30 protein-coding genes are annotated in these 20,840 nt (G+C 65.4%); 20 read left to right on the forward strand and 10 right to left on the reverse strand.

Annotation, left to right across the window (positions count from 1 at the left end; genetic code table 11):
- Positions 1–42 precede the first annotated feature (42 nt).
- Positions 43–861, reverse strand: a complete 819-nt coding sequence (locus ON21_RS04175) for an alpha/beta fold hydrolase (protein ID WP_039795521.1) — start codon at positions 859–861, stop codon at positions 43–45.
- 280 nt (positions 862–1,141) lie between these two features.
- Here ON21_RS04175 and ON21_RS38085 point away from each other — a divergent pair, with 280 nt between their 5' ends.
- The 5 genes from ON21_RS38085 (at position 1,142) to ON21_RS04200 (ending at position 5,068) form a co-directional block, all read left to right on the forward strand.
- Positions 1,142–1,456 carry a WXG100 family type VII secretion target gene (locus ON21_RS38085; RefSeq protein WP_039795523.1) on the forward strand — a complete coding sequence of 105 codons (315 nt, stop codon included), beginning with the start codon at positions 1,142–1,144 and terminating at the stop codon, positions 1,454–1,456.
- Between the two features lie 11 nt (positions 1,457–1,467).
- Positions 1,468–1,767 carry a WXG100 family type VII secretion target gene (locus ON21_RS04185; protein ID WP_039795526.1) on the forward strand — a complete coding sequence of 100 codons (300 nt, stop codon included), beginning with the start codon at positions 1,468–1,470 and terminating at the stop codon, positions 1,765–1,767.
- A complete protein-coding gene (locus ON21_RS04190) occupies positions 1,764–3,044 on the forward strand; it encodes a WXG100-like domain-containing protein (protein WP_039795528.1) in 1,281 nt (426 codons plus the stop codon). Before ON21_RS04185 ends, ON21_RS04190 begins: the two co-directional genes overlap by 4 nt.
- A complete protein-coding gene (locus ON21_RS04195; protein WP_039795530.1) occupies positions 3,041–3,454 on the forward strand; it encodes a hypothetical protein in 414 nt (137 codons plus the stop codon). The genes ON21_RS04190 and ON21_RS04195 overlap by 4 nt, the downstream gene beginning before the upstream one ends.
- 324 nt (positions 3,455–3,778) lie before the next feature.
- A complete protein-coding gene (locus tag ON21_RS04200) occupies positions 3,779–5,068 on the forward strand; it encodes a Fic family protein (RefSeq protein ID WP_039795531.1) in 1,290 nt (429 codons plus the stop codon).
- 153 nt (positions 5,069–5,221) lie between these two features.
- Here the strand turns inward: ON21_RS04200 and ON21_RS04205 are convergent, their stop codons facing one another.
- A complete protein-coding gene (locus tag ON21_RS04205; protein ID WP_039795533.1) occupies positions 5,222–5,428 on the reverse strand; it encodes a DUF397 domain-containing protein in 207 nt (68 codons plus the stop codon).
- Positions 5,418–6,317 carry a helix-turn-helix domain-containing protein gene (locus ON21_RS04210; RefSeq protein WP_039795536.1) on the reverse strand — a complete coding sequence of 300 codons (900 nt, stop codon included), beginning with the start codon at positions 6,315–6,317 and terminating at the stop codon, positions 5,418–5,420. The genes ON21_RS04205 and ON21_RS04210 overlap by 11 nt, the downstream gene beginning before the upstream one ends.
- A gap of 244 nt (positions 6,318–6,561) precedes the next feature.
- Here ON21_RS04210 and ON21_RS04215 point away from each other — a divergent pair, with 244 nt between their 5' ends.
- From ON21_RS04215 to ON21_RS04225, 3 genes are read left to right on the forward strand one after another with little or no spacing between them, the layout of a single operon-like run.
- Positions 6,562–7,074 (forward strand): hypothetical protein, encoded by a 513-nt coding sequence (locus ON21_RS04215; protein ID WP_063821014.1) that lies wholly within the window; start codon positions 6,562–6,564, stop codon positions 7,072–7,074.
- On the forward strand, positions 7,071–7,601 hold the full coding sequence (locus tag ON21_RS04220) for a hypothetical protein (protein WP_039795539.1): 531 nt from the start codon (positions 7,071–7,073) through the stop codon (positions 7,599–7,601). Before ON21_RS04215 ends, ON21_RS04220 begins: the two co-directional genes overlap by 4 nt.
- Positions 7,598–7,807 carry a hypothetical protein gene (locus tag ON21_RS04225; RefSeq protein WP_039795541.1) on the forward strand — a complete coding sequence of 70 codons (210 nt, stop codon included), beginning with the start codon at positions 7,598–7,600 and terminating at the stop codon, positions 7,805–7,807. The genes ON21_RS04220 and ON21_RS04225 overlap by 4 nt, the downstream gene beginning before the upstream one ends.
- A gap of 137 nt (positions 7,808–7,944) precedes the next feature.
- On the opposite strand, the gene ON21_RS04230 is transcribed toward ON21_RS04225, so the two are convergent.
- From ON21_RS04230 to ON21_RS04240, 3 genes are all read right to left on the reverse strand, one after another.
- A complete protein-coding gene (locus ON21_RS04230) occupies positions 7,945–8,148 on the reverse strand; it encodes a hypothetical protein (RefSeq protein WP_157170700.1) in 204 nt (67 codons plus the stop codon).
- A 151-nt stretch (positions 8,149–8,299) separates the two neighbouring features.
- The gene (locus tag ON21_RS04235) at positions 8,300–8,626 is read right to left on the reverse strand and encodes a helix-turn-helix domain-containing protein (RefSeq protein ID WP_039795546.1); all 327 of its coding nucleotides are present in this window, start codon (positions 8,624–8,626) and stop codon (positions 8,300–8,302) included.
- Between the two features lie 31 nt (positions 8,627–8,657).
- Positions 8,658–9,311: a Uma2 family endonuclease gene (locus ON21_RS04240; protein ID WP_039795547.1), complete on the reverse strand. Its 654-nt coding sequence runs from the start codon at positions 9,309–9,311 to the stop codon at positions 8,658–8,660.
- Positions 9,312–9,594: 283 nt separating this feature from the next.
- Between ON21_RS04240 and rpsH the strand changes: the two genes are divergently transcribed.
- The 9 genes from rpsH (at position 9,595) to map (ending at position 15,137) form a co-directional block, all read left to right on the forward strand.
- A complete protein-coding gene (gene rpsH, locus ON21_RS04245) occupies positions 9,595–9,993 on the forward strand; it encodes a 30S ribosomal protein S8 (protein WP_039795549.1) in 399 nt (132 codons plus the stop codon).
- A gap of 14 nt (positions 9,994–10,007) precedes the next feature.
- Positions 10,008–10,547, forward strand: a complete 540-nt coding sequence (rplF, locus tag ON21_RS04250; protein ID WP_039795552.1) for a 50S ribosomal protein L6 — start codon at positions 10,008–10,010, stop codon at positions 10,545–10,547.
- A gap of 2 nt (positions 10,548–10,549) precedes the next feature.
- Positions 10,550–10,957, forward strand: coding sequence for a 50S ribosomal protein L18 (gene rplR / locus ON21_RS04255; RefSeq protein WP_039795555.1), 408 nt, complete (start codon positions 10,550–10,552; stop codon positions 10,955–10,957).
- Positions 10,958–10,988: 31 nt separating this feature from the next.
- On the forward strand, positions 10,989–11,648 hold the full coding sequence (gene rpsE / locus ON21_RS04260; protein ID WP_039795557.1) for a 30S ribosomal protein S5: 660 nt from the start codon (positions 10,989–10,991) through the stop codon (positions 11,646–11,648).
- Positions 11,648–11,827, forward strand: coding sequence for a 50S ribosomal protein L30 (gene rpmD / locus ON21_RS04265; RefSeq protein WP_039795559.1), 180 nt, complete (start codon positions 11,648–11,650; stop codon positions 11,825–11,827). The genes rpsE and rpmD overlap by 1 nt, the downstream gene beginning before the upstream one ends.
- Position 11,828: 1 nt before the next feature.
- Positions 11,829–12,272: a 50S ribosomal protein L15 gene (gene rplO / locus ON21_RS04270; RefSeq protein ID WP_039795561.1), complete on the forward strand. Its 444-nt coding sequence runs from the start codon at positions 11,829–11,831 to the stop codon at positions 12,270–12,272.
- A gap of 172 nt (positions 12,273–12,444) precedes the next feature.
- Positions 12,445–13,767 carry a preprotein translocase subunit SecY gene (secY, locus tag ON21_RS04275; RefSeq protein ID WP_039795562.1) on the forward strand — a complete coding sequence of 441 codons (1,323 nt, stop codon included), beginning with the start codon at positions 12,445–12,447 and terminating at the stop codon, positions 13,765–13,767.
- On the forward strand, positions 13,764–14,309 hold the full coding sequence (locus tag ON21_RS04280) for an adenylate kinase (protein WP_039795564.1): 546 nt from the start codon (positions 13,764–13,766) through the stop codon (positions 14,307–14,309). The genes secY and ON21_RS04280 overlap by 4 nt, the downstream gene beginning before the upstream one ends.
- A 30-nt stretch (positions 14,310–14,339) precedes the next feature.
- A complete protein-coding gene (gene map / locus ON21_RS04285; RefSeq protein WP_039795566.1) occupies positions 14,340–15,137 on the forward strand; it encodes a type I methionyl aminopeptidase in 798 nt (265 codons plus the stop codon).
- 436 nt (positions 15,138–15,573) lie between these two features.
- Here map and ON21_RS04290 read toward each other — a convergent pair whose 3' ends face one another.
- From ON21_RS04290 to ON21_RS04305, 4 genes are all read right to left on the reverse strand, one after another.
- Positions 15,574–16,371: a class I SAM-dependent methyltransferase gene (locus tag ON21_RS04290; RefSeq protein WP_051020331.1), complete on the reverse strand. Its 798-nt coding sequence runs from the start codon at positions 16,369–16,371 to the stop codon at positions 15,574–15,576.
- Positions 16,372–16,407: 36 nt separating this feature from the next.
- Positions 16,408–16,839 carry a DUF4254 domain-containing protein gene (locus tag ON21_RS04295; RefSeq protein WP_039795568.1) on the reverse strand — a complete coding sequence of 144 codons (432 nt, stop codon included), beginning with the start codon at positions 16,837–16,839 and terminating at the stop codon, positions 16,408–16,410.
- Positions 16,836–17,228 (reverse strand): DNA-directed RNA polymerase subunit beta, encoded by a 393-nt coding sequence (locus ON21_RS04300; RefSeq protein WP_245562459.1) that lies wholly within the window; start codon positions 17,226–17,228, stop codon positions 16,836–16,838. Before ON21_RS04300 ends, ON21_RS04295 begins: the two co-directional genes overlap by 4 nt.
- Before the next feature lie 413 nt (positions 17,229–17,641).
- Positions 17,642–19,165, reverse strand: a complete 1,524-nt coding sequence (locus ON21_RS04305; RefSeq protein ID WP_245562460.1) for a hypothetical protein — start codon at positions 19,163–19,165, stop codon at positions 17,642–17,644.
- A gap of 166 nt (positions 19,166–19,331) precedes the next feature.
- Here ON21_RS04305 and dtd point away from each other — a divergent pair, with 166 nt between their 5' ends.
- The 3 genes from dtd (at position 19,332) to ON21_RS04320 (ending at position 20,803) form a co-directional block, all read left to right on the forward strand.
- On the forward strand, positions 19,332–19,775 hold the full coding sequence (gene dtd / locus ON21_RS04310) for a D-aminoacyl-tRNA deacylase (RefSeq protein ID WP_039795574.1): 444 nt from the start codon (positions 19,332–19,334) through the stop codon (positions 19,773–19,775).
- 184 nt (positions 19,776–19,959) lie between these two features.
- Complete coding sequence (locus tag ON21_RS04315; RefSeq protein WP_039795576.1) at positions 19,960–20,283, forward strand: hypothetical protein; 324 nt, start codon at positions 19,960–19,962, stop codon at positions 20,281–20,283.
- A gap of 19 nt (positions 20,284–20,302) precedes the next feature.
- A complete protein-coding gene (locus tag ON21_RS04320) occupies positions 20,303–20,803 on the forward strand; it encodes a YbaB/EbfC family nucleoid-associated protein (protein ID WP_039795578.1) in 501 nt (166 codons plus the stop codon).
- Positions 20,804–20,840: the final 37 nt, after the last annotated feature.

Consider the following 20,840-nt stretch of genomic DNA (forward strand, 5'->3'; position numbering starts at 1 on the left):
CCCCGCCGACACCGAAAGCACCGGTCAGGGGTCGCACCGGCCTCATGCCTTGATGAAATCGAGGATGTCGGCATTGAGCTGCGTGGCGTGCGAGATCATGATGCCGTGTCCGGTCGCCGGGTATTCCTTGTAGGTGTTGCTGGGAATCAGATCCTTGATCACCCGACCGCAGAGGTCGATGGGAGCCGAGGCGTCGGCGTCACCATGGATGACCAGCGTGGGCACGGTGAGTGCGCGCAACTCGTCGCGGAAGTCGGCGTGGTAGATCGTATTCATGATCTCGTCCGCGGCGAGAAGTGAACAGTCCATGCACTTCTGCACCATCCACGCGATCCGCGCCGAAGACACCTGGTTGCCCAGATGCGTCGCGAAGAATGCCTGCGCGTTCTGTTCCATCCACAGCGGCCGATCCGCGGCGCGAGCCGCGCCCACCGCATCGAAGACCGCCTTCGGCACGCCGTTCGGATTGTCCTCGGCCTGTGCGAAATACGGCATCGTCACCGATACCAGCGCGACCCGGCTGATCCGATCGCTGCCGTACCGGGTCAGATACCGGACGATCTCACCGCCCGCCATCGAATGCGCGACCACGGTGACTTCGCGCAGATCGAGATGGTCCAGGAATGCGGCCAGATCCACGGCCAGCGTGTCGTAGTCGTACCCGTGCCCGACCCAGTCCGACTTGCCGTGCCCACGCCGGTCATACGACAGGCACCGCAGGCCCTGCTTGGACAGCGGCAGCATTTGCAGCTCCCACGAAGTGCTGCTCAACCAGCCACCGGCCAGGAAGAGCACCGGCTGTCCGGAACCCCAGTCCTGGTAGTGCAGGGTGGTGCCGTCGTGCGATTCGAAGTAGGGCATCGTTTTCTCCAATCCTCGGATACCGCATCATCATCTCGGGCTCTGATAATGAAGTCGATTACCTCTCGGGTAAGAGTCGTGCGATACCTGAATCTGGAGCGAGGGCACCGACTCCTACGAGTCCCGTGCCCTCGCTCGAGTTCGGGGCAGTGGTTGTTCGGTGTTCCGCTTCCGGGTGGGGGCCGTTCTCGCGTTCAGTCCTGTCGGGCAACGCTTTTCCCGTTGCCATGCTCGGAGTACTTTGTCGGTGGGACTGTTCGGTGGGAGAGGGGGCAGAGGGTTGGTCGGGGAGCAGCCATCGCTGTCGGTCGATGCCGATGCAGTCAAAGCTCTGGGGCGCTTGGCATTCGATGTCGCCACTCAGTGCCGGGACGGGTATTCGGCCTTGGAGACCGATGTCCGGGACATGCTGGAGAGCTGGACCGGTAGCAACGCCGGCGCTTTCGCGGCCGGATGGGAAGAGTTCCATCAAGGGGCGGTGCAGGTCTGGGATGCGCTGTTCGAGTTGGCGGAGAAGCTGGGAATCACCGCGGACACCGTGCGCGGCGCCGATCAATTATTCGCGGCGGGCGTCAGCTCGCTCGATCTGCCCTGAGGGGGGCCCGTATGTCCGATGAACAGGCGTTCTCGGTCGATCTCGACAAGCTCGAAAACTTGGCCGCCCGAATTCGCGGCTTCGCGGGGTTGCTGTCCGATCAGCTGACGGCGATCGACCAGAAAGTCAAGGAAGTCGACGCCACGTCGGCCGGTGCGGCGATGGCGGCCTACCGTGAGGCGCACGACGAGTGGTTGGCGGGAGCCACCGACATCGCCGAAGGGCTCACCGCTTTGGAGAAGGCCGTGAAGCTCGCCCACGACGGCTATACCGGCGCTGTTGCCGAGGGATTGAGGATCCTCGGGGTATGACGGCTCTGGCTGTCGATCCGAAGGCGTACTACCAAGCGGCCACCAACTGCCTCGACGCGGCGTCCGCGCTGCGGGACAGCTTTCTGTACATCTTCGCGGAGCTGGCCGAATGTGGATCGATGGCGGGCGTGGACGAGAACGGCCAGGAGTGGGCACGCTCGTACAACACCTGCGCCTACGAAGCGGTGGGATTCTTCCAGGACGTCCACTCCACGCTGTACGCGTACGGCAGCGCCCTCAACGACATCGGCTTCACGCACGCGCAAGCCGACGCCACCATGAAGGGCGCACCGCAGCCGGACCGGCCGACGGACCCGGGAATGCCTGTGTTCGGCCCGTTCTCGGTCCCGGCTTCGGCTGGTGGCCCTGGTCAAGGGATCGTCGACAAGGGCATCAATATCATCAGCCACATCGGCATGCCCGTTCCCGACGGTGACACCGGGAAACTCGCCAAGGCCGCCGACGCCTGGGATCGCCTCGGCACGATTTACCAGAACACGAACGCCCGCGACAAGATCACGATCGCGGCGAGCCTGTTCGACAGCGTCACCGCCGACGACGCGGGCCACATCCGAGACGACCTCAAATCCCTTGCGAGTTCGATCGATCAACTGCTGACCGCCTGCACGCAGATAAGCCAGTCCTGCCTCGCATACAAGGACGCGCTGACGGAACTCCGCAATGAGATCAAGGGCTTCTTGGATTCTCTCGTCCAAGAGCTCGCCATCGACGCCGCGATCACCGTGGGCCTGTCGCTGATCAGCTTCGGAGCGGGAGCGGTCACCGCCGCCAAGGCTCTGGACTCGGTGCGGAAATGGGCCGGGAAGATCAAAGACGGCATCATCGCCTGGCGTGCGCGCAAGGCCCTCCAGATCGCGGGGATCCGCCAGGAGGCGAAGGATGCCGCCGTCAAGGCCAGGAAAGTCGTCACCGACCTGCGCGATCGACTGCGGAAAAGGATTGACAACGTCGAGAAGGCGCCACCGAAGGTGGGCCCCAAGAATGCGGACGAAGTAAGGAACGAACTCGATGCCAGAACGACGCCCGGTAGAAATAAGCCGAATAGGCAATTGGACTCCGATGCTGAAATCAGGCAGCTGTACGAGGACTTGACCAGGGGCGCTGATACTCTGGATGTCGGTGGCTATCCCGGCAGGGGCGCTCGCTTGGAAGACGGTACAGAGATAAGAATCAGAGACAAAAGCGAATCGGGTGGCGTTACTATCGACATCCTTTATCCGGGAAGTAAGAGGCCAGTAAAGGTGCATCTGCCATGATCGAGAAGCTGGAGAACTTCCTTCTATACAGCATAGCGGACGATTGGGCTCCGATCGGCGAGTTCGACGGGACGATCGAGAGAATTGCGGCGGAAGAATATTCGCGCACGTATGTGCTGCGGGTTGTCGAAGAATTGGCGAACGAGGGATATATCGAGTTCGGCGCCTTCCCCGGAGGCGGCAGGGGGTGGGAGCCCTGGAATGTCGGTACAAAGGAAGCGATCAGGCGGATTTCGGATGGCTATAACGGGGTTCCGGGGTATCTGAGTATTGCCGATAGCGAGATCGGCTCCAGCGAGATCTTCAGGGCGCGGATAACCGAAAGCGGCAGACGGCGGTTGCGGGAGCTGGGCGATCCGTACGAGAACTATGGTGATCCTTGGGCGGACGATCCCTACTTGCATGCGTAAGAAGGCCAGGCCCTTGCCATCGCAGTTGAGGTGGCGTTGTTCGCAGTCCTTGCTGTTGAAGGGGAAGGCTCGGCCGTTCGGAATGGGATCGTGATCTCCTTATAGGGCCTGGGCTTTCGATCCTGGTGCCGCTTCCCGCGTGGTGACGCCAGGCTTGCCGTATCCGGTGCGCAGCGTCTGCGATGTGGCGATTGGAGAGGCTCCCGGCGATCTGGCCGGAGCGTGCCCGCCCGGATGCAGTCCCGCACTGCCGTCTCGCGGGGAACCTTAAAGTCGAGCCAGTCTTATTAAAGGTTATCTGTTAACCTTTAATAAGGAGGTGGCATGGCAAAGTTTGCGCGACGGCGGTGGGCCGGCAACCTGGATGGTGGCGGCCTGTCTCGACGGGACCGTGGCTCTGGCACATACGAGGTGTACCTGCCCGATTCGCTGACTGGTCGCCGCATTGTCTTGACCAGCGAGACTGCTGCCGACGTGGTCGATGCGGAGGTGGCGATCACTCGTCTCGATACCGAGGCGGTAGCGCTTGTCGAGACCGAAGCGTTGTCTCGGTTGCTGCTGCGCGCCGAGGCCATCGCATCGTCACGGATCGAGGGGCTGGTGGTCGGTGCACGTCGGCTATTGCGCGCGGAAGCGGCGCGCCAGCTCGAGGGCGAATCATCGGACGTGACGGCCGCCGAGGTTCTGGCGAATATCGACGCTATGGCACTGGCCACCAGTGCGGTCGGCCGTGGTGAGCCGATCACCGAGGATGTCCTGCTCGAAATCCATCGGCGGCTGCTCACCGGCACCAGACTCGCACAGCACGGCGGGTGTTTTCGAGACGCGCAGAACTGGATCGGCGGCAGCTCCTTCAATCCCTGCTCGGCCGCATTCGTTCCGCCGCCCCCAGAGCTCGTCCCCGAACTGATGAAGGACTTGATCGCGTTTTGTAATAGCGACGATCTGCCCGCTGTCGCGCAAGCCGCCATCGCCCACGCACAGTTCGAGACGATCCACCCCTTCATCGACGGCAACGGCCGAACCGGTCGAGCATTGATCCATCTGATCCTGCGCCGTCGTGGCGTGGCCGAACGCGTCGTCGCGCCCGTCTCGCTCATCCTCGCCACGTGGAGCGACAGTTATATCGACGGTCTGACTCGCTTCCGGTACGTCGGTGTGCCCGATTCCCAACAGGCCACCGACGACTTGAACATCTGGGTGGCGCGCTTCGCCGCCGCCTGTACTCGCGCGGCGCAGGATGCGACCGCTTTCGAAATGAAAGCTGCTGAATTGCAGAGATCGTGGCGAGATCGAGTGGCACCGATACGGGCGAACTCCGCGCTCGATCTGCTGCTCGGCAAGCTGGTCGGAGCTCCCATCCTCACCGTCGCCACAGCGGCGACGCTGACCGGGCGCAGCTTTCCAGCCGCGAACGCGGCCGTACAGCGTCTGGCCGAAGCCGGAATCCTGCGCCAGCTCACCGTCGGTCGACGAAACAGGGCCTTCGAGTCGCCTGAGGCGATCAGCGCTTTCACCGCCTTGGAACGACGTCTTGCGAGCCCGGAGGGCGACACTCGAACATCGGACCCAGCACGGCCGGTGCCGTCGAGGAAGATGCAGTCTGGCCGCTGACCTGCGGCCGACGAGGGCGGCTCTCCCGATTCGAGCGTCCGCGAGCGTCTCAGGACGCCAGCGTCATCACGCACGGCTCGTCGTTCGACTGGGAGTTGGCTGCTGTTGGACTACTGATCGTCTGGCGCTCGGGAAACGATCCAAGGCACGGAATTATCGGCAGGTGAATTCGCCGTCTTTGGTTGCGGAGAGGAAGGTGTCCCAGGCGGTGGGGGTGAAGGTCAGGGTGGGGCCGGTCGGGTTTTTGGAGTCGCGCATGCCGACTGTGCCGTTGCTCAGGTGGGCGATCTCTACGCATTGGCCGTTGGATTCGCTGAAGCTGCTCTTGAACCAGCGCGCTCCGGATAGGTCAGCGGTCACCGTCAAAACTCCTTGCTGCCCGGCGGAGCAGGTCGCGCGTAGTCTTCTCGTCCAGGGCCGTCTCTCGGATGGCGTCGGCCATTTCAGTGTAACGCTGTACCAATTCGGGCCTTTCCAGGTAGAAATCACTGCTCATCCCGCCGTCGAGGTAGACGACCGGGGGTTCGATCGGTCTTCCTCTGCTGTCCGTGCCGAAGTCCAGGAGCACGAACGAGCCGTGCAAGATGCCGCGCGTGTATCCGGCCGAGTACGGGTGGATTCGCAGAGTGACGTTCGGCCGGGTGCTGACATCGGCTAGATACCGATGTTGTGCGGCCATCACCTTCGGCCCGCCGACCACCCGGTAGACCGCTGATTCATCGAGAAGCACGTGAAGGTCCACCGGGCGGGTCTTGCGGGTGACCGCCACTTGCCTGTTGAGGCGAAGACGCACTCGTTGCTCGATCTCCTCGTGAGGACCGTCGTGCAGAAAAGCGCCGATCAGTGCGCGGACATAGTCGGCGGTTTGCAGCAATCCAGGGACCTGCACCGCATAAGACGTGAGCCGCTGGGCCGACCGCTCCATCCCGACGTACATGTTGAAAGCATCCGAGAACAGTCCGCCGAGCGGCGTGATGCCGTCCTCGTCTCGCGCCGTCGCCGCGCGCGACGCCAGCCCCACCGCCTGTTCGGTCTGCTCGGCGGTCACCTCGTAGAGCATGCACAGTTCGCGCACGTCTTGGCGGCGTGGTTTCACCGCTCGTCCGGCTTCCAGGCGTTGTAACCCGTTGAAGCTGAGTTGAACTTCCTTCGCGGCGATGGCGATCGTCAGGCCGCAGCCTTCACGCGCCTCGCGCAGGAATCTGCCGAGCTGGCGGCGCAGCAGCGTCGGCGACTCGACTTCGGCCATCGGCTTTCCCCCAGGTGAATGAATCCAGCACACGGTCTGAACTGCATCCATTGATACACCGAAGTTCGATGCAGTCCAGGGCTTTCGGTGAAGTTGTCGGGAATACGCGAATCAGGTCGAAGTGGGCCGTCCCCGGCTGGTGTGCTGTGCCTGCGCCGGGCCGCTGAACAGGGCTTTGTCGGTTCTAAGCGGCGAGCGATTCGCGATAGGCGCGCTTCCGACTCATTCGACGGCAGGGGAACACATGCAGGAAGGCTCCTTTCGAGACACTCCCACCACCAGGTGCGCGTTCTATCGCCGTCTCGGCGGACTCGCCGCAGGTGTGGACCCGCACACCGGCCGCATCACGGTCCCGGCCGGCAGCGTATGGGGATTGGGGATGGCGGCGTATCTCGGCCATGAGGTCCGCGAGGAACTGCGGCGGCGGGAAAGCGCTACCGGACCGATCGTGTCCTACCCGAGGCCGGGTTGCTGGGTCTTTCTCGTGCGTCCCGATCTTCCGGACTCGACCGCTGCTTTCGCCCAGTTGTATCGGGCTGGTGTCACGGTTTACGCCCACGGCCGGGTGATCGCGTTGCCGTCGCCGGCCGACCGGCCTCCTGCGGTGCGGCATTGGGTCGAGCCGCCTCGCGACGGTTTCCGGCCCTCGGCGATGGTGGTGGTCGCGGCGATCAGCCGATTCCTTCCGCCGCGAGCGATCGACCTGTCCGCCCTCGGCATCTCCGAAGTTTCGACCCGGACCAGGGGAGTTCGGTGACAACCCATCCCCGAAGTCCTCAGAGCGCCAACCAGGTTCGTGCGCCGCGCCTGCCGGGCACCCGCGCTTTTTTCGACGTCTTCAACGCCCGCATCGAGCCGGTGGACGCGCTGATGGTGTCGGCCGTGGGGCTGCTCGGCGTGTGGGTCCGGCATTACGAGGCCCGCAAGCCCGGCCGTCCGATGAGCCAGCGGTTGGCCTATTTGATGGACCTGCATATCTGGGCCATCGACCGATACGTGGAAGACCTGCTCGAAACGGCGGGTCACCGGCCTGCTGCGGACGCCGAGGAGATGCATTACTCCTACGGCGAGATGGTCAGCCTGCTCACCGCGGATTTCGTGCGCTGCCGCCGAGAGGAACGGCAACCCGGCGGCATCACCGAGGATCAGGTGCTCCACCACGTCAGGCACTGGGACGGGTTCAACGCCATGGTGGACGCGGTAGCCGCCGGGCGAGTGCGCCCGAAGGTTCCGCACAGGGCGCGGCCCGCGTCTCCGGCTGCCGAACCGCAGGAGAGGGTGTGACCACCCCCCGCCCAGAGGGGCCCGATGTCCACCTGCGCGTCCTGCTCGGCGGCCTGAGTCTCGACTTCGCCGCTTGCCATACCGCAGCCGTGCGGTTCATCAAGGAGTGGCGTGCGGTGCGCGCTGCTGCCGACCTCATCGTTGTTCCTGGCGATACAGCCGGGCTGCCGCGTTTGCCGTGCGAGCGCCTCTACTTGCAACCGTGAAGACGCTCGCGCCACACGCCGCGGACGAATTCTCGACTCGGGCGCAATCACCCCGTGCGATGGTCCGCGAGTGGCACACCGTCGAGAGGCTTACTAGGCCGATGGCGCGGTGGTGTGCCACTCGCGGACGCCGCGTGTCATCGGCGGTCCGGATTGTCATGGAGGTCACCGGCGAGGATGTCGTCGACGCGTGCGGCGAGTGTGTGATCGCCGCTGGCGAAACGGTTCAGGCGTAGAGGCCGCGATCGGCGGACCCGCATCGCGGCCAGGTGAATAGCGTCGCGAAGGATATCCGCACTGCTGATGCCCGTCCGCATTGCCGCGTCCTCGATGACGGCCAAGTCGGCAGTATCAGCGTGGACCGTGATTTGCTCGAGAGGCATATGCACACTGTGGCAGAGGTGTGCGCGAAGCTGTCGCGAGCCATATGGGAGGCGGTTCATTTCGGCTCTGTGCGAGGGGACGAACGCCGGAAGCCGGGCGCAGCGATCGCTACGCCGCGCTGGTGTGCGGCGTGAAACTGACGCGCGCGTCGTCGGCATCGATGGCGATGTTCAGCGAAGCGTCCAGGGCTCGTGCCAGCTTTGTCAGTAGCGGAAGGGTGGGGACGGCGTCGGATCCCTCGATCCGGGAGATCTTCGCCTGCGTCAGTCCCGCCCGGTCGGCGAGTTCGGCTTGGGTGAGGCCGAGCTCCGTGCGAGGGTTGTATACGGCGGCGGCCAGCTCCATGGCCAGTCGGATTTCATGACGCACTTCGCTGACGGCCTCGGGCTCGGTCAGTCCCTGGTCTCTACCCGTCTTCCATCGACTGTGGGGCATCACAGCTCTCCCTTCTCGACCGACCTGCGCGTCAGAATTCCAACTCGGACCAGGGGATGTGGATCGGGAACGGGAAGTCGATGGTGATGGCGTCGGAATCGTTCGGTGACCATTCGCCGATCAGCAAGTAGTTCGTCGGATGGAGCGGGCGTACGCCGGGTGGGAGCTCGCCGGGTTCGGTTTCCAGGGCGTACGCGCGGACTGTCGCGATGGCCCTCTTCTTACGCGCGAGCGCCACCTCCCAATACCAGGGGATGCCCCCATCGGCGTACCGTCGCTGCTCCTTGTACGGATCGAATGCGATGTTCGCCGGAGAACTGATGTGGCCGACAAGAAGCACGTCGTCAGCTCGGATGTCCTGGTAGGGGGTGTCGAGGCGGCGGTAGACGAGCACGTCGGGGGTGGCGAAGTCCGACTTGCCGATCTTGCCGAAGAAGACGTTGGTTTCGAAGTCGACACGCCACCAGCTTTGTGGCTGCTCGGCCATGCCATCGCGGGCGCAGCGCTTGAGTGCGCTGGTCAGCGCGAACGTGAACGCTTGATGTTCGGCAGGTCCCCGCTGGCGCCAGACGACGCGCCCGTTGCGCAGCTCGATCTGTCCGGCGATCTCCTCGGGTAGCTGCTCGAGCTCCTCCCAGGTCATGGACTCCGGGAGGTCGGGTCGTTCGACGCCTGAGCTCGACATAGGCCCATGTTAGCCCGGTCACGGGCTGTTTCCGCTGGTCATGGGTCCAGCGAAGCGGGCACCTCACAGACCCCGATTTTGCCCAGGTGAACCCCTTGCCTACACTAGAGCGGTTGCCTGGGCACCTCCATGCCCGCATGCGTGCGCCCGGGCGATCGAACCTCCTCCGGTCGGCAAGGGTCGGCCGGACCATCCGAATTGTCGTAGGCCCACCGCTGGGCATGCCGATGTGCATGGCGGCGCTGTATGGGAACCGCGGCGAGAAAGGTGTCTAGGTCGAACCATGACCATGACTGATCCGATCGCAGACTTCCTGACACGTCTGCGCAACGCCAACTCGGCGTACCACGATCAGGTGAAGGCTCCGCACTCGAAGCTCAAGGCGAACATCGCCGAGATCCTCAAGCGCGAGGGTTACATCGCCGACTACCGGACCGAGGACGCACAGGTGGGCAAGACGCTCATCGTCGACCTCAAGTACGGCCCGAGCCGTGAGCGCAGCCTCGCCGGCGTGCGCCGCGTCTCCAAGCCCGGTCTGCGCGTGTACGCGAAATCCACCAACCTGCCCAAGGTGCTCGGCGGCCTCGGCGTGGCGATCATCTCCACGTCCTCCGGCCTGCTGACCGACAAGCAGGCGGCCAAGCAGGGCGTGGGCGGCGAAGTCCTCGCTTACGTCTGGTAAGGGAGGTCAGGACAATGTCGCGTATTGGTAAAAAGCCCATCGCAATCCCCGCTGGCGTCGACATCACCATCGACGGCCAGGACATCGCGGTGAAGGGGCCCAAGGGCACCCTGTCGCTCACCGTCGCCGAGCCGATCACCGTCGCCAAGGGCGAGGACGGCCAGCTCGAGGTCGCCCGTCCGGACGACGAGCGCCGCAGCCGCGCACTGCACGGCCTGACCCGCACCCTCGTGTCGAACATGATCGTCGGTGTGACCCAGGGCTACGAGAAGAAGATGGAGATCTTCGGCGTCGGTTACCGTGTCGCGCTGAAGGGCCAGAACCTCGAGTTCGCCCTCGGCTACAGCCACCCGGTGCCGATCGAGGCGCCCGAGGGCATCACGTTCGCGGTGGAGTCGCCCACCAAGTTCTCCGTGTCCGGAATCGACAAGCAGAAGGTCGGCCAGATTTCGGCGGTCATCCACGGCCTGCGCAAGCCCGACCCGTACAAGGGCAAGGGCATCCGCTACGCAGGCGAGGTCGTTCGCCGCAAGGTCGGAAAGACGGGTAAGTGATCATGGCGCAAACCGAAAACCAGAAGGCCAAGCGCATCCCCCTGGGCAAGGACGTGTCGACGCAGCGCCGTCTGTCGAAGACGCGCCGTCACTTCCGCCTGCGCAAGAAGGTCGCGGGTACCACCGAGCGTCCGCGCCTGGTGGTCAACCGCTCCTCGCGCCACCTGCACGCGCAGCTGGTCGACGACTCGGTCGGCAAGACCATCGCCGCCGCCTCGACCATCGAGGCCGACGTGCGTGCGCTGGACGGCGACAAGTCGGCCAAGAGCAAGAAGGTCGGCGCCCTGCTGGCCGAGCGTGCCAAGGCCGCCGGTGTCGAGGCCGTCGTGTTCGACCGTGGTGGGCACGACTACCACGGCCGGATCGCCGCACTGGCCGATGCCGCTCGCGAAGGTGGGTTGAAATTCTGATGATCGATAACAAGAACGGAAGGAACGTCTGATGCCGGGACGTCAGAGGCGTGACGGCGGAAGCGGACCCGCCGGACAGAATGGCAGCGCCCCCGAGGGCGGCCGCGGCGACCGTCGCGGTGGCGGCGACCGTCGGGGCGGTGGCGACCGTCGCGACAACGCCGCGGAGAAGAACCAGCTCGAGCGGGTCGTCGCGATCAACCGCGTCTCCAAGGTCGTGAAGGGTGGTCGGCGCTTCAGCTTCACCGCCCTGGTGATCGTCGGTGACGGCAACGGTCTGGTCGGCGTCGGCTACGGCAAGGCCAAGGAAGTTCCCGCGGCCATCCAGAAGGGCGTCGAAGAGGCTCGCAAGAACTTCTTCCGCGTCCCGATGATCGGCTCCACCATCACCCACCCGGTTCAGGGTGAGGCGGCGGCCGGTGTGGTCATGCTGCGCCCGGCCTCGCCCGGTACCGGTGTGATCGCCGGCGGCGCGGCCCGTGCCGTGCTGGAATGCGCCGGTATCCACGACATTCTGGCGAAGTCGCTCGGTAGCGACAACGCCATCAACGTCGTGCACGCGACTGTCACTGCCCTCAAGCAGTTGCAGCGTCCGGAAGAGGTCGCGGCCCGCCGTGGCCTGCCGCTCGAGGACGTCGCCCCTGCCGGCATGCTGCGTGCGCGCGCCCAGGCTGCCGGAGGTGTCAAGTAATGGCAGATCTCAAGGTGACCCAGATCAAGAGTTCGATCGGCGCCAAGAAGAATCAGCGGGACAGCCTTCGCACCCTCGGTCTGCGCGGAATCCGCAAGACCGTGGTCCGCGAGGACAACGCCCAGAACCGCGGGCTGATCAACGTCGTGCGCCACCTCGTGACCGTTGAGGAGGTCTGACATGACCATCAAGTTGCATCACCTGCGTCCGGCTCCCGGCGCCAAGACCGAGAAGATCCGTGTGGGTCGCGGTGAGGGCTCCAAGGGCAAGACCGCGGGCCGTGGTACCAAGGGCACCAAGGCGCGCAAGAACGTCCCGGCCGCCTTCGAGGGCGGGCAGATGCCGATCCACATGCGGCTGCCCAAGCTCAAGGGCTTCACGAACCCGTTCCGCACGGAATACCAGGTCGTGAACGTCGGCAAGATCGCGAAGCTGTTCCCCGAGGGCGGCGAGGTCGGCAAGGCCGAGCTCGTGGCGGCCGGCGCGGTTCGCAAGAACCAGCTGGTCAAGGTTCTCGGCGATGGTGAGATCGGCGTCGCGGTCCAGGTGACCGCGGACAAGGTCACCGGCGCGGCGAAGGAGAAGATCACCGCCGCCGGTGGCACCGTCACCGAGCTGGGCTGACGGTACTCTGCATGACAGCGGCGCCGGACGAGTGAACAGCTCGTCCGGTGCCACTGTTAGAGTTCAATTGTTGTCTGCCAAGCCTCGTCGTGGTTTTCGGCGTCCCTTCTGTGTCGAGCAGGGACATCGCTGAACATCCATGTCATGACCATGTCGTTCGCCAGGAGGATCAGTGCTTTCCGCCTTCGTATCGGCCTTCCGGACTCCGGACTTACGGCGGAAGATTCTCTTCACGCTGGGGTTGATCGCGTTGTACCGGCTGGGTGCCTCGCTGCCGTCCCCCGGCGTCGACTACAAGTCGGTCCAGGAGTGCATCGACCTGGTCTCGGGCGGTTCGTCCGGCGGCATCTACCAGCTGATCAACCTGTTCTCCGGTGGTGCGCTGCTGCAGCTGTCGGTCTTCGCGATCGGCATCATGCCCTACATCACCGCGAGCATCATCATCCAGCTGCTCACCGTCGTCATCCCGCGGTTCGAGGAACTGCGCAAGGAAGGCCAATCCGGCCAGACCAAGATGACGCAGTACACCAGATACCTGTCGATCGCCTTGGCGATTCTCCAGGCCACCGGCCTGGTCGCGCTGGCGGCTCGTGGCCAGCTCCTGCAGGGCTGCCAGAAGGACATCCTGGCCGACACCAGCATCTTCGGCATGATCATCATCGTGCTCGTGATGACCGCGGGCGCGGCACTGGTGATGTGGTTCGGCGAGCAGATCACCGAGCGCGGCATCGGCAACGGCATGTCCCTGTTGATCTTCTCCGGCATCGCCGCCCGCATCCCGAGCGAGGGCAAGGCGATCCTGGACAACCGAGGCGGCCTGGTCTTCGGTCTGGTGTGCGTCGCCGCGCTGGCGATCATCACCGCCGTGATCTTCGTCGAGCAGGGCCAACGCCGGATCCCGGTCCAATACGCCAAGCGCGTGGTGGGCCGGAAGATGTACGGCGGCTCCTCGACCTACCTGCCGCTGAAGGTGAACCAGGCGGGTGTCATCCCGGTCATCTTCGCCTCGTCGCTGCTGTACCTGCCGAACCTGATCGCGCAGCTGACCGGATCGCAGAACAACCAGAATCCGAGCTGGTGGCAGGAGATCATCCAGAAATACCTGGTGAATCCCGGCAACCCGGTGTACATCGCGATCTACTTCAGTCTGATCGTGTTCTTCACCTACTTCTACGTCGCGATCACCTTCAACCCGGAGGAGCGCGCCGACGAGATGAAGAAGTTCGGTGGCTTCATCCCGGGCTACCGTCCCGGTAAGCCGACCGCCGACTACCTCAACTTCGTCCTGAGCCGTATCACCCTCCCCGGCTCGATCTATCTCGGTCTGGTAGCGGTGCTGCCGAACCTGTTCCTCGACATCGGCGCCTCCGGCGGTACCCAGAACCTTCCGTTCGGCGGTACCGCGGTGCTGATCATGGTGAGCGTCGGTTTGGACACCGTGAAGCAGATCGAGAGCCAGCTGATGAATCGAAATTACGAAGGGTTCCTCAAGTGAGAGTTGTACTGCTCGGTCCGCCGGGCGCCGGTAAAGGCACCCAGGCCGTCCTGCTGTCGGAGAAGCTGGGCGTTCCGCACATCTCCACCGGGGACCTGTTCCGCGCGAATATCGGCCAGCAGACTCCGCTGGGCCGCGAGGCGCAGAAGTACATGGACGCGGGCGACCTGGTGCCCAGCGACGTGACCAATCGCATGGTGGAGGCGCGGGTCAACGAGCCCGACGCCGCCAACGGCTTCGTCCTCGACGGATACCCGCGCACGGTCGACCAGGCAGACGCGCTGGAGAAGATCCTCAAGGACATGAACGCCAAGCTCGACGCGGTGCTGCGCTTCGTCGTGCCGGAGGACACCGTGGTCGAGCGGATGCTCGCGCGCGGCCGTGCCGACGACAACGAGAGCGTGATCCGTAACCGGCTCCGGGTGTACCGCGAGGAGACCGAGCCGCTGCTGGACCACTACGACGGCCTGGTCGTCTCGGTGGACGGCGTCGGCGAGGTCGACGACGTCAACGCGCGGGCATTGCGCGCGCTGGGCCACTGAGCCGGCTCGCGATGGAGCGCTGAGGCCCGAATGGTCTTCAACCGCAAGAAGAAGGTCGTGCCGTTCCGGACGGCGGGCGAACTGGACGCCATGGCGGCGGCAGGCGCGATCGTCGGCCGCGCTTTGGTGGCCGTGCGCGCGGCCGCCAAGCCCGGCGTGTCCACCTTGGAACTGGACGAGGTCGCCGAGCAGGTGATCCGGGACGCGGGCGCAGTGCCGTCCTTCAAGGGCTACCACGGCTTCCCCGCGTCCATCTGCGCCTCGGTGAACGACCGTGTGGTGCACGGGATTCCGACGGCGGCGGAGATTCTGGCCGAAGGTGACCTGGTCTCCATCGACTGCGGCGCCATTCTCGACGGCTGGCACGGCGATTCGGCCTGGACCTTCGGCGTCGGCACGATCATCGAGGCCGATCGGTTGCTCAGCGAGGCGACCAAGTCGTCGATGGAGGCCGGTATCGCGGCGATGCTGCCCGGTAACCGGCTGACGGACGTCTCGCACGCCATCGAGTTGGGCACCCGGGCGGCCGAGAAGGAGCACGGGCGCGCCTACGGCATCGTCGACGGTTACGGCGGGCACGCCATCGGGCGCGAGATGCACCTCGATCCGTTTCTGGCCAACGAAGGCGAGCCGGGCAAGGGCCCGAAACTCGTGGTGGGCTCGGTGCTCGCGATCGAGCCGATGCTCACGCTCGGCACCACCCAGACGAAGGTGCTCGACGACGACTGGACCGTGGTCACCGTGGACGGCAGTCGTGCGGCACATTGGGAGCACACGGTCGCCGTCACGGAGGACGGACCACGGATCCTGACATTGCGTCCGGAGTAGGGCACGGCCGTGGGGCTGCCCCGGTTCGATGACACTGCGCGGCGAGGAAACGAGGCGCACCGACGCCAGGATGCCCTGGTCGATCTCGCCGTTCTCCGCGTGCCGACACCATGCGCCGACACGCCACCGGGCGATACCCAGCGTTCGCTGGATCGGTGACGTCATTCCTTGCGCCCGCGTCCTTCGCGTCGAGCCGAAGCGGTGGGCCCGGTCGGTGCCCGTGCGGGGTGGAACGGTTATCTCTCCTTGTGGGTCGGGACTGTTCTGAACGATGCCGTCAGCGTATGGCCGGGCAATAGGCGTTGACCTGAGTAGACCGCTACTCGAATCGGCTTGGCGCACGCCGCAGTTCGACGTGATCCTGCCCGCCCCGCAGGCGCGGCGACGGTGCGGGCAATGCTGTGGCCTGGCTGTTCCGTGTGCGTAAGTAGCCGCTTCAGCCCGCGGGGCGCAGGGTTGTGCGCAGCGCCAAAGTGATTATGGGCAGATCGAATTCGCCCTGGGCCGTCTCCGGCCGCTCGCGCAGATAGGCCATTGTCCGGCCGAGCACCTCGGCCCGCTCCTCGGGCGAGATCACCAGCGTGTGGGATTGGGTGCCGATGGTCGCGGTCAGGGACTCGGCCGTACGCCGATACCGGTGCGGGAAGGTCGACCGTTCGAACCGGTGCTCGCGGAAGATCGGGTGGGCGGGTAGAACGACGTGCCCGCTCGGCGGCTGGGGTGGGGACACGCTGGATCCGGCGACTTCTCTCAGCCCGGCGACCCACGCCACGGAATCGTCGTCGGTGTTCCACAGGGCTGCGAGAACGCCACCGGGTCGCAGCACTCTGAGGAATTCCGGATAGGCACGGTCCAAGTCGAACCAATGGAAAGCCTGTCCGACGACAATCGCGTCCACCGAATCAGCCGGGAGGGGAATGGCTTCGGCCGAACCGGCGTGGGCGGCGACATCCGGGAATCGGCGGCTCAGCTCGCCGCGCATGTGCTCGTCGGGTTCGACGGCGATCACGATGGCGCCTGCTTCGAGCAGACCCTGGGTCAGCTTGCCCGTGCCGGCGCCGAGATCGAGAACGGTCGGCGGTCGCCGGTGGGCGACGGAGGCCAGCGCCCAGCGAATGGCCGCGGCCGGATAATCGGGACGGTGCTCGGCGTACGCGGCGGCCTGCGCGCCGAACGAACTCGCCCGCCTGGTGTGCAGGGCGAGCTTCTCTTCGTGGTGGTCCGGACTCCCCATCCGTTCAACTTTACGGATGGGGAGCCGCGACGGAACCTATGATGCGCCAGGGAGTCTCCGTACGCCGGCGCAGACCTCGGCGGCCAGGTCGTCGTAGCCGACGGCCAGTTCGGCCAAGCGCTGCCAGGCGTCCCACAGATCCCATTCCGAGGCGCTGGCCAGCGCCGCATACGCGTTCGCGGTGAACTGGGCCAGGCGATCGATCACGGCGCCGACGGTCTCGGTGTGCACGTGCGCCGCGCCATGGGCGGGAGGCAACTGCACGGTGATCCAGCGGTCGATGTCGCGAACCAGGCTCGCGCGCAACGCGTCTATCTCATCGAGCGATTCGTGTCCCGCGCTGAGCCTGCGTTCGTGCAACGTGGTGAGCTCGTGCGCGCAGCGCAGCAGCGGGTTGCTCTCGTGCAGCTCGCCTCGGCAGGCTTGCAGCACTTGATGTTTGGCCGGAAGGACCGCCCCGGTGGTCATCGCCCGACCGTTCTCGTGCAGAACCGTACGGTGTCGACGATGGACGAGCCGGAGGGGCGGAAACCGTTCTCGGGAGCCACGATCCAGTGCCGGTAGTCGGCATCGGTCGCGGCGGGCGACGGCAGGGCGATCTCGCCGCCGGAGGGCACGATGGAGACGTTCAGGCGGAACAGCTCTGCGAACAGCCGAACGTCGTCGGGTAAGTCGGGCCGGGTGAGGAAGGTCCACCGTTTGGACCGGACGTGAGAAATGATCGGACCCAACGCGTTTCGGCGATGGATGAGATCCTCGCGAACCTTCTGCCCCAATGCGGCGGGCATCGTGATCGCGCCGACGAATCCGGCGCGCAGGACGATCCGGCCTATCTCCGGATGAACTCCGGCGGGCAAGTCGCAGGTGTGTCGATAGTAGGCGCATCGGGCGGTCGGGGTATCCGCCAACGCCAGTTGGTCCATAGAGCCCTCGGGTAGCTTCGTGTGACTTTTTCCAAGCCGCCCGGACGGCGCTGCGGCATCAATGCTGCGATCCGGTACATCGTGCGGGCGTTGTCTCAGTAGAGCACTCCATGGAGCGGATCAAACATTCCGTTCAATTAGTTCTCGAGAAATTCGTTTGCCTGCGGGTTACCGGCGGGTGCGGTAACCGGCAGGGGACGCGATGCAGCCCAGTGTTCAGCTCGGCGTACGTATTTCCTGGTCAAATGACCTGCGCAGATGCGGGGCCGCAACGCCGGATATTTTGTTCACCGCCGCCGCTGATGTGTGCGTTACCTTGCCGCAAATCGTTACCGCGGCAGCGGGCCTCAGGGTGTCGTGCGGAAGAACAGGACGCGATCGCCGTGCTCGGACAACGGCGTGTCGACGCTGATCTGGCGCAGGCCGCAGTCCGGCAGGTAGGTCAGGTTGGCGAACACCTTCGTATTGCCGAAGGCCGCGCGCAGCTTGCTCTCCGTCGCTCGGTCTGGGTTGTACAGGGCCAGCGTCTCGAAATTCAATGGCGCCAGCGGCTTGTCGAGGGGAGCCTGCCCGGCCGGACGGCCGAGTGCGGCGTACTGGGTGGCCGCGCCGCGCTCGTACCAGCACAACTCGTATGCCACGTCCTCCGTGACCGTGATCGCCGCGACGGGCCAGTCCTGGGAGAGGCGCAGTGCCAGTGGGTTTTTCGCCACCGGGGTGAGTTCCCAGTTCAGGCTCATGACAGTCACCCAGCCGCCGTAGGGCTGGTCGATCAGCACGATGTCGTCGCCCAGGGTGGGGGAAGTGTTCAGCTTCGGCTCGCGGATCTTCCACTTCGAATCGTGCGTACCGAGATAACTCTCGCGGTCGAGGGGATAGGCGTCGTCGACGGCGTAGGCCGCGATGATCGCGGCGCGCACCTGGGCGATCGCGTCCCGTTCCGGCACGTACACGCTGAGTGCGCCGAAGGTGGAGCCGATCTGCACGGGTGTGGACGGCTGATCCTGCTCGGTGCCGGGCGCGAGCGGTCGCAGGCCGACCAGGGCCAGCTTCCAGTTGATCTCCTCGACGGTCGACAGATCGCCGGAGGATTTGAACATGATCTGCTGCTGGGTGAGTCGTCCGGCTGCCTCCAGGGTGCGGCAACCCAGTTCGACCAACGCCCGGTGCGACTTCGGGGTGAGGTCCAGATCTTGGATGCCGCAGGCGCGCAAGCGGATCGACATGGTGGTGGAGGTGAACGCGGCGTACCGCTCCCGGTACATGGCGATGGCCTGCTTGCGCGACCGGCCGACCATGAGGGTGCGCAGCAGCGTGCTCAGGCTGGCGAGGTACTTGCCGGACAGCTCCGGGTTCGCCGCGGCGAGGGAGGCGCGGATGCGGGCCGCCTCCTCGGTCGCGGCCACGGCGGCGTCCTGGTCCAGCCTGCCCAGCCAGACACCGCACTTGGACAGGCCGTCGGCGCACGGGCCCGCGACTTCGGGATGCTCCCGCGCCACCTGCCGGTAGACATCGCAGGCACGCCGGATCGTCGTGGTGGCCAGTTCCCTGCGGCCGCTGTGCCGTGCCGCTTGCTCGAAGGAGCGCAGCGCGTCGTTCAACTCGCCGGCCAGGCGGGCGGTGAGCACTTGGCCCCTGGACAGCAGGCGCAGGCGGATCGCCACCGCTTCTTCGGCGGGCGCCAGCGCTTCCCTGGTGCGGTCGCGCGTCGAGCCGTTGCCCTTGGTGGCGATCAGCCCTTTGGCGAGTTCGCCGAGGGAGGTGGCCAAGCGCAATTCGGATTCGACCGTCCGGTCGAGGGCCGCATACCGATCCGCCGCGATCTGACGCTCCATCGCGTCCAGATCCATCGCGCTCCTCGTTTCCAGCATGATCCTCCGCCAACGCGCGGCAACCGCGCAACACAATCTTCTGCGCACCGAGTTTGACACGCTTGCGGTCCGCGCGCACCTGTATCTTGCCAGGCAGGCCGGGCCGTTCGGCGGTCGACGACCCGCGCGGCGGCCGTCGCCGTGACAGAAGGCATGATCGAGGGTTGTGCGAGCCCTTCTGCAGCGCGTGAGTTCGGCGCGGGTCATCGTCGACGAGCAGGTCGTCGGCCGGATCGATCCGGTGGCCGACGGCCTCCCGCACGGCCTGGTCGCCCTGGTCGGCGTGACGCATTCCGACACCGAGGCGAGCGCGCGGGCGCTGGCCGACAAGGTGTGGCGGTTGCGCGTCCTCGACGGGGAGCGCTCGGCCGCGGATCTGGGCGCGCCGATTCTGGTGGTCAGCCAGTTCACGCTGTACGCGGACACGAAGAAGGGCAGGCGCCCGTCCTGGTCGGCTGCCGCGCCCGGCGCCGTGGCCGAACCGCTCGTCGAGCACTTCGCGCAGGCATTGCGCGAACTCGGCGCAACCGTGGCCACCGGGCGGTTCGGTGCGCACATGCAGGTCGAGTTGGTGAACGACGGTCCGGTCACCCTCTTGGTGGAGCTGTGAGCTGCCGTCCTGCCCCGAAAATTTGGGGCGCTGAAGGGATCTGACGACTCGGCACGTGCTGGACCTGGGCGCGGAGTCTGCCCGCAAACATCGAGGAATTTGCCGTTCACATTGGCGTCACTGGTGATTAGTCATCCGGTGTTACCGTGGGTGGGAAGAAATCGAGGGTGGAGGAGCGGACGCGATGGCGGACAATGTCGAATTCGACGAGCATCTGTTCCGCAAGGCGGCCCAGAAGACGGGGCATGTCGAGGACCGGATCACCGGCATCATCGACAGATTGAGCGCGTCGATCGCCGCGCGGGGAAACTGCTGGGGCAACGACAGTATCGGCCGCAACTTCGCCAACGGACCCGATGGCTCGGGCGGTTACACCACGACCAGGGACAACCTGATCAAGGGCGCCCGCAACGTGGCCGGCACCTTCGAGAACTTCAGTCAAGGACAGACGAAGACCGCGAATCTGCTGCGCGACATGGAGCACGGCAACCGCGACGGCATCCGCTGACCCCGGGGTTCACCGACCGATGACGAACGAGCAAGCCAAGGCGGACTTGGCCGACATTCTCGATGGCGTCCAAGAACAGATGCGGATCATCGCACGGTTGCAGCAGGAGCGCGCCGAACTGACCGGTCGCGCGACGGTGCGCGGCAAGCGGGTGACGGTGGTCGTGAACGCCGACAACACGGTGATCGACACCCAGTTCGGTCCCAATATCGAGGATCTCAGCCATGCCGAGATCGCCAAGGCGGTCACCGAGGCGGCGCAGCAGGCCAGCGCGGATGTGGCCCGCAAGACGCGGGACCTGATGGCGCCCTTGGACACTCATCGGGCACGGATGCCGAAGCTGTCCGACCTGGTCGAGGGCATGCCCGACCTGCGTGCGCCGGAACCGGTCCCGGCCCCGACGGCTCCGCCCAACGCCAGGGAGCGCAGGGAGTTCTCGGACGGCAGCGGCATGCGCTTCACCGATACCGAGACCGTAGAACGCGATCGTGGTGGATCGGTCACCGATTCCGGCTGGTGAGCTCGGTCGCCGCACCGGGCCGTCGAGGTAGCTGCCC

Source organism: Nocardia araoensis NBRC 100135, assembly GCF_000308435.1.
GTDB lineage: Bacteria > Actinomycetota > Actinomycetes > Mycobacteriales > Mycobacteriaceae > Nocardia > Nocardia araoensis.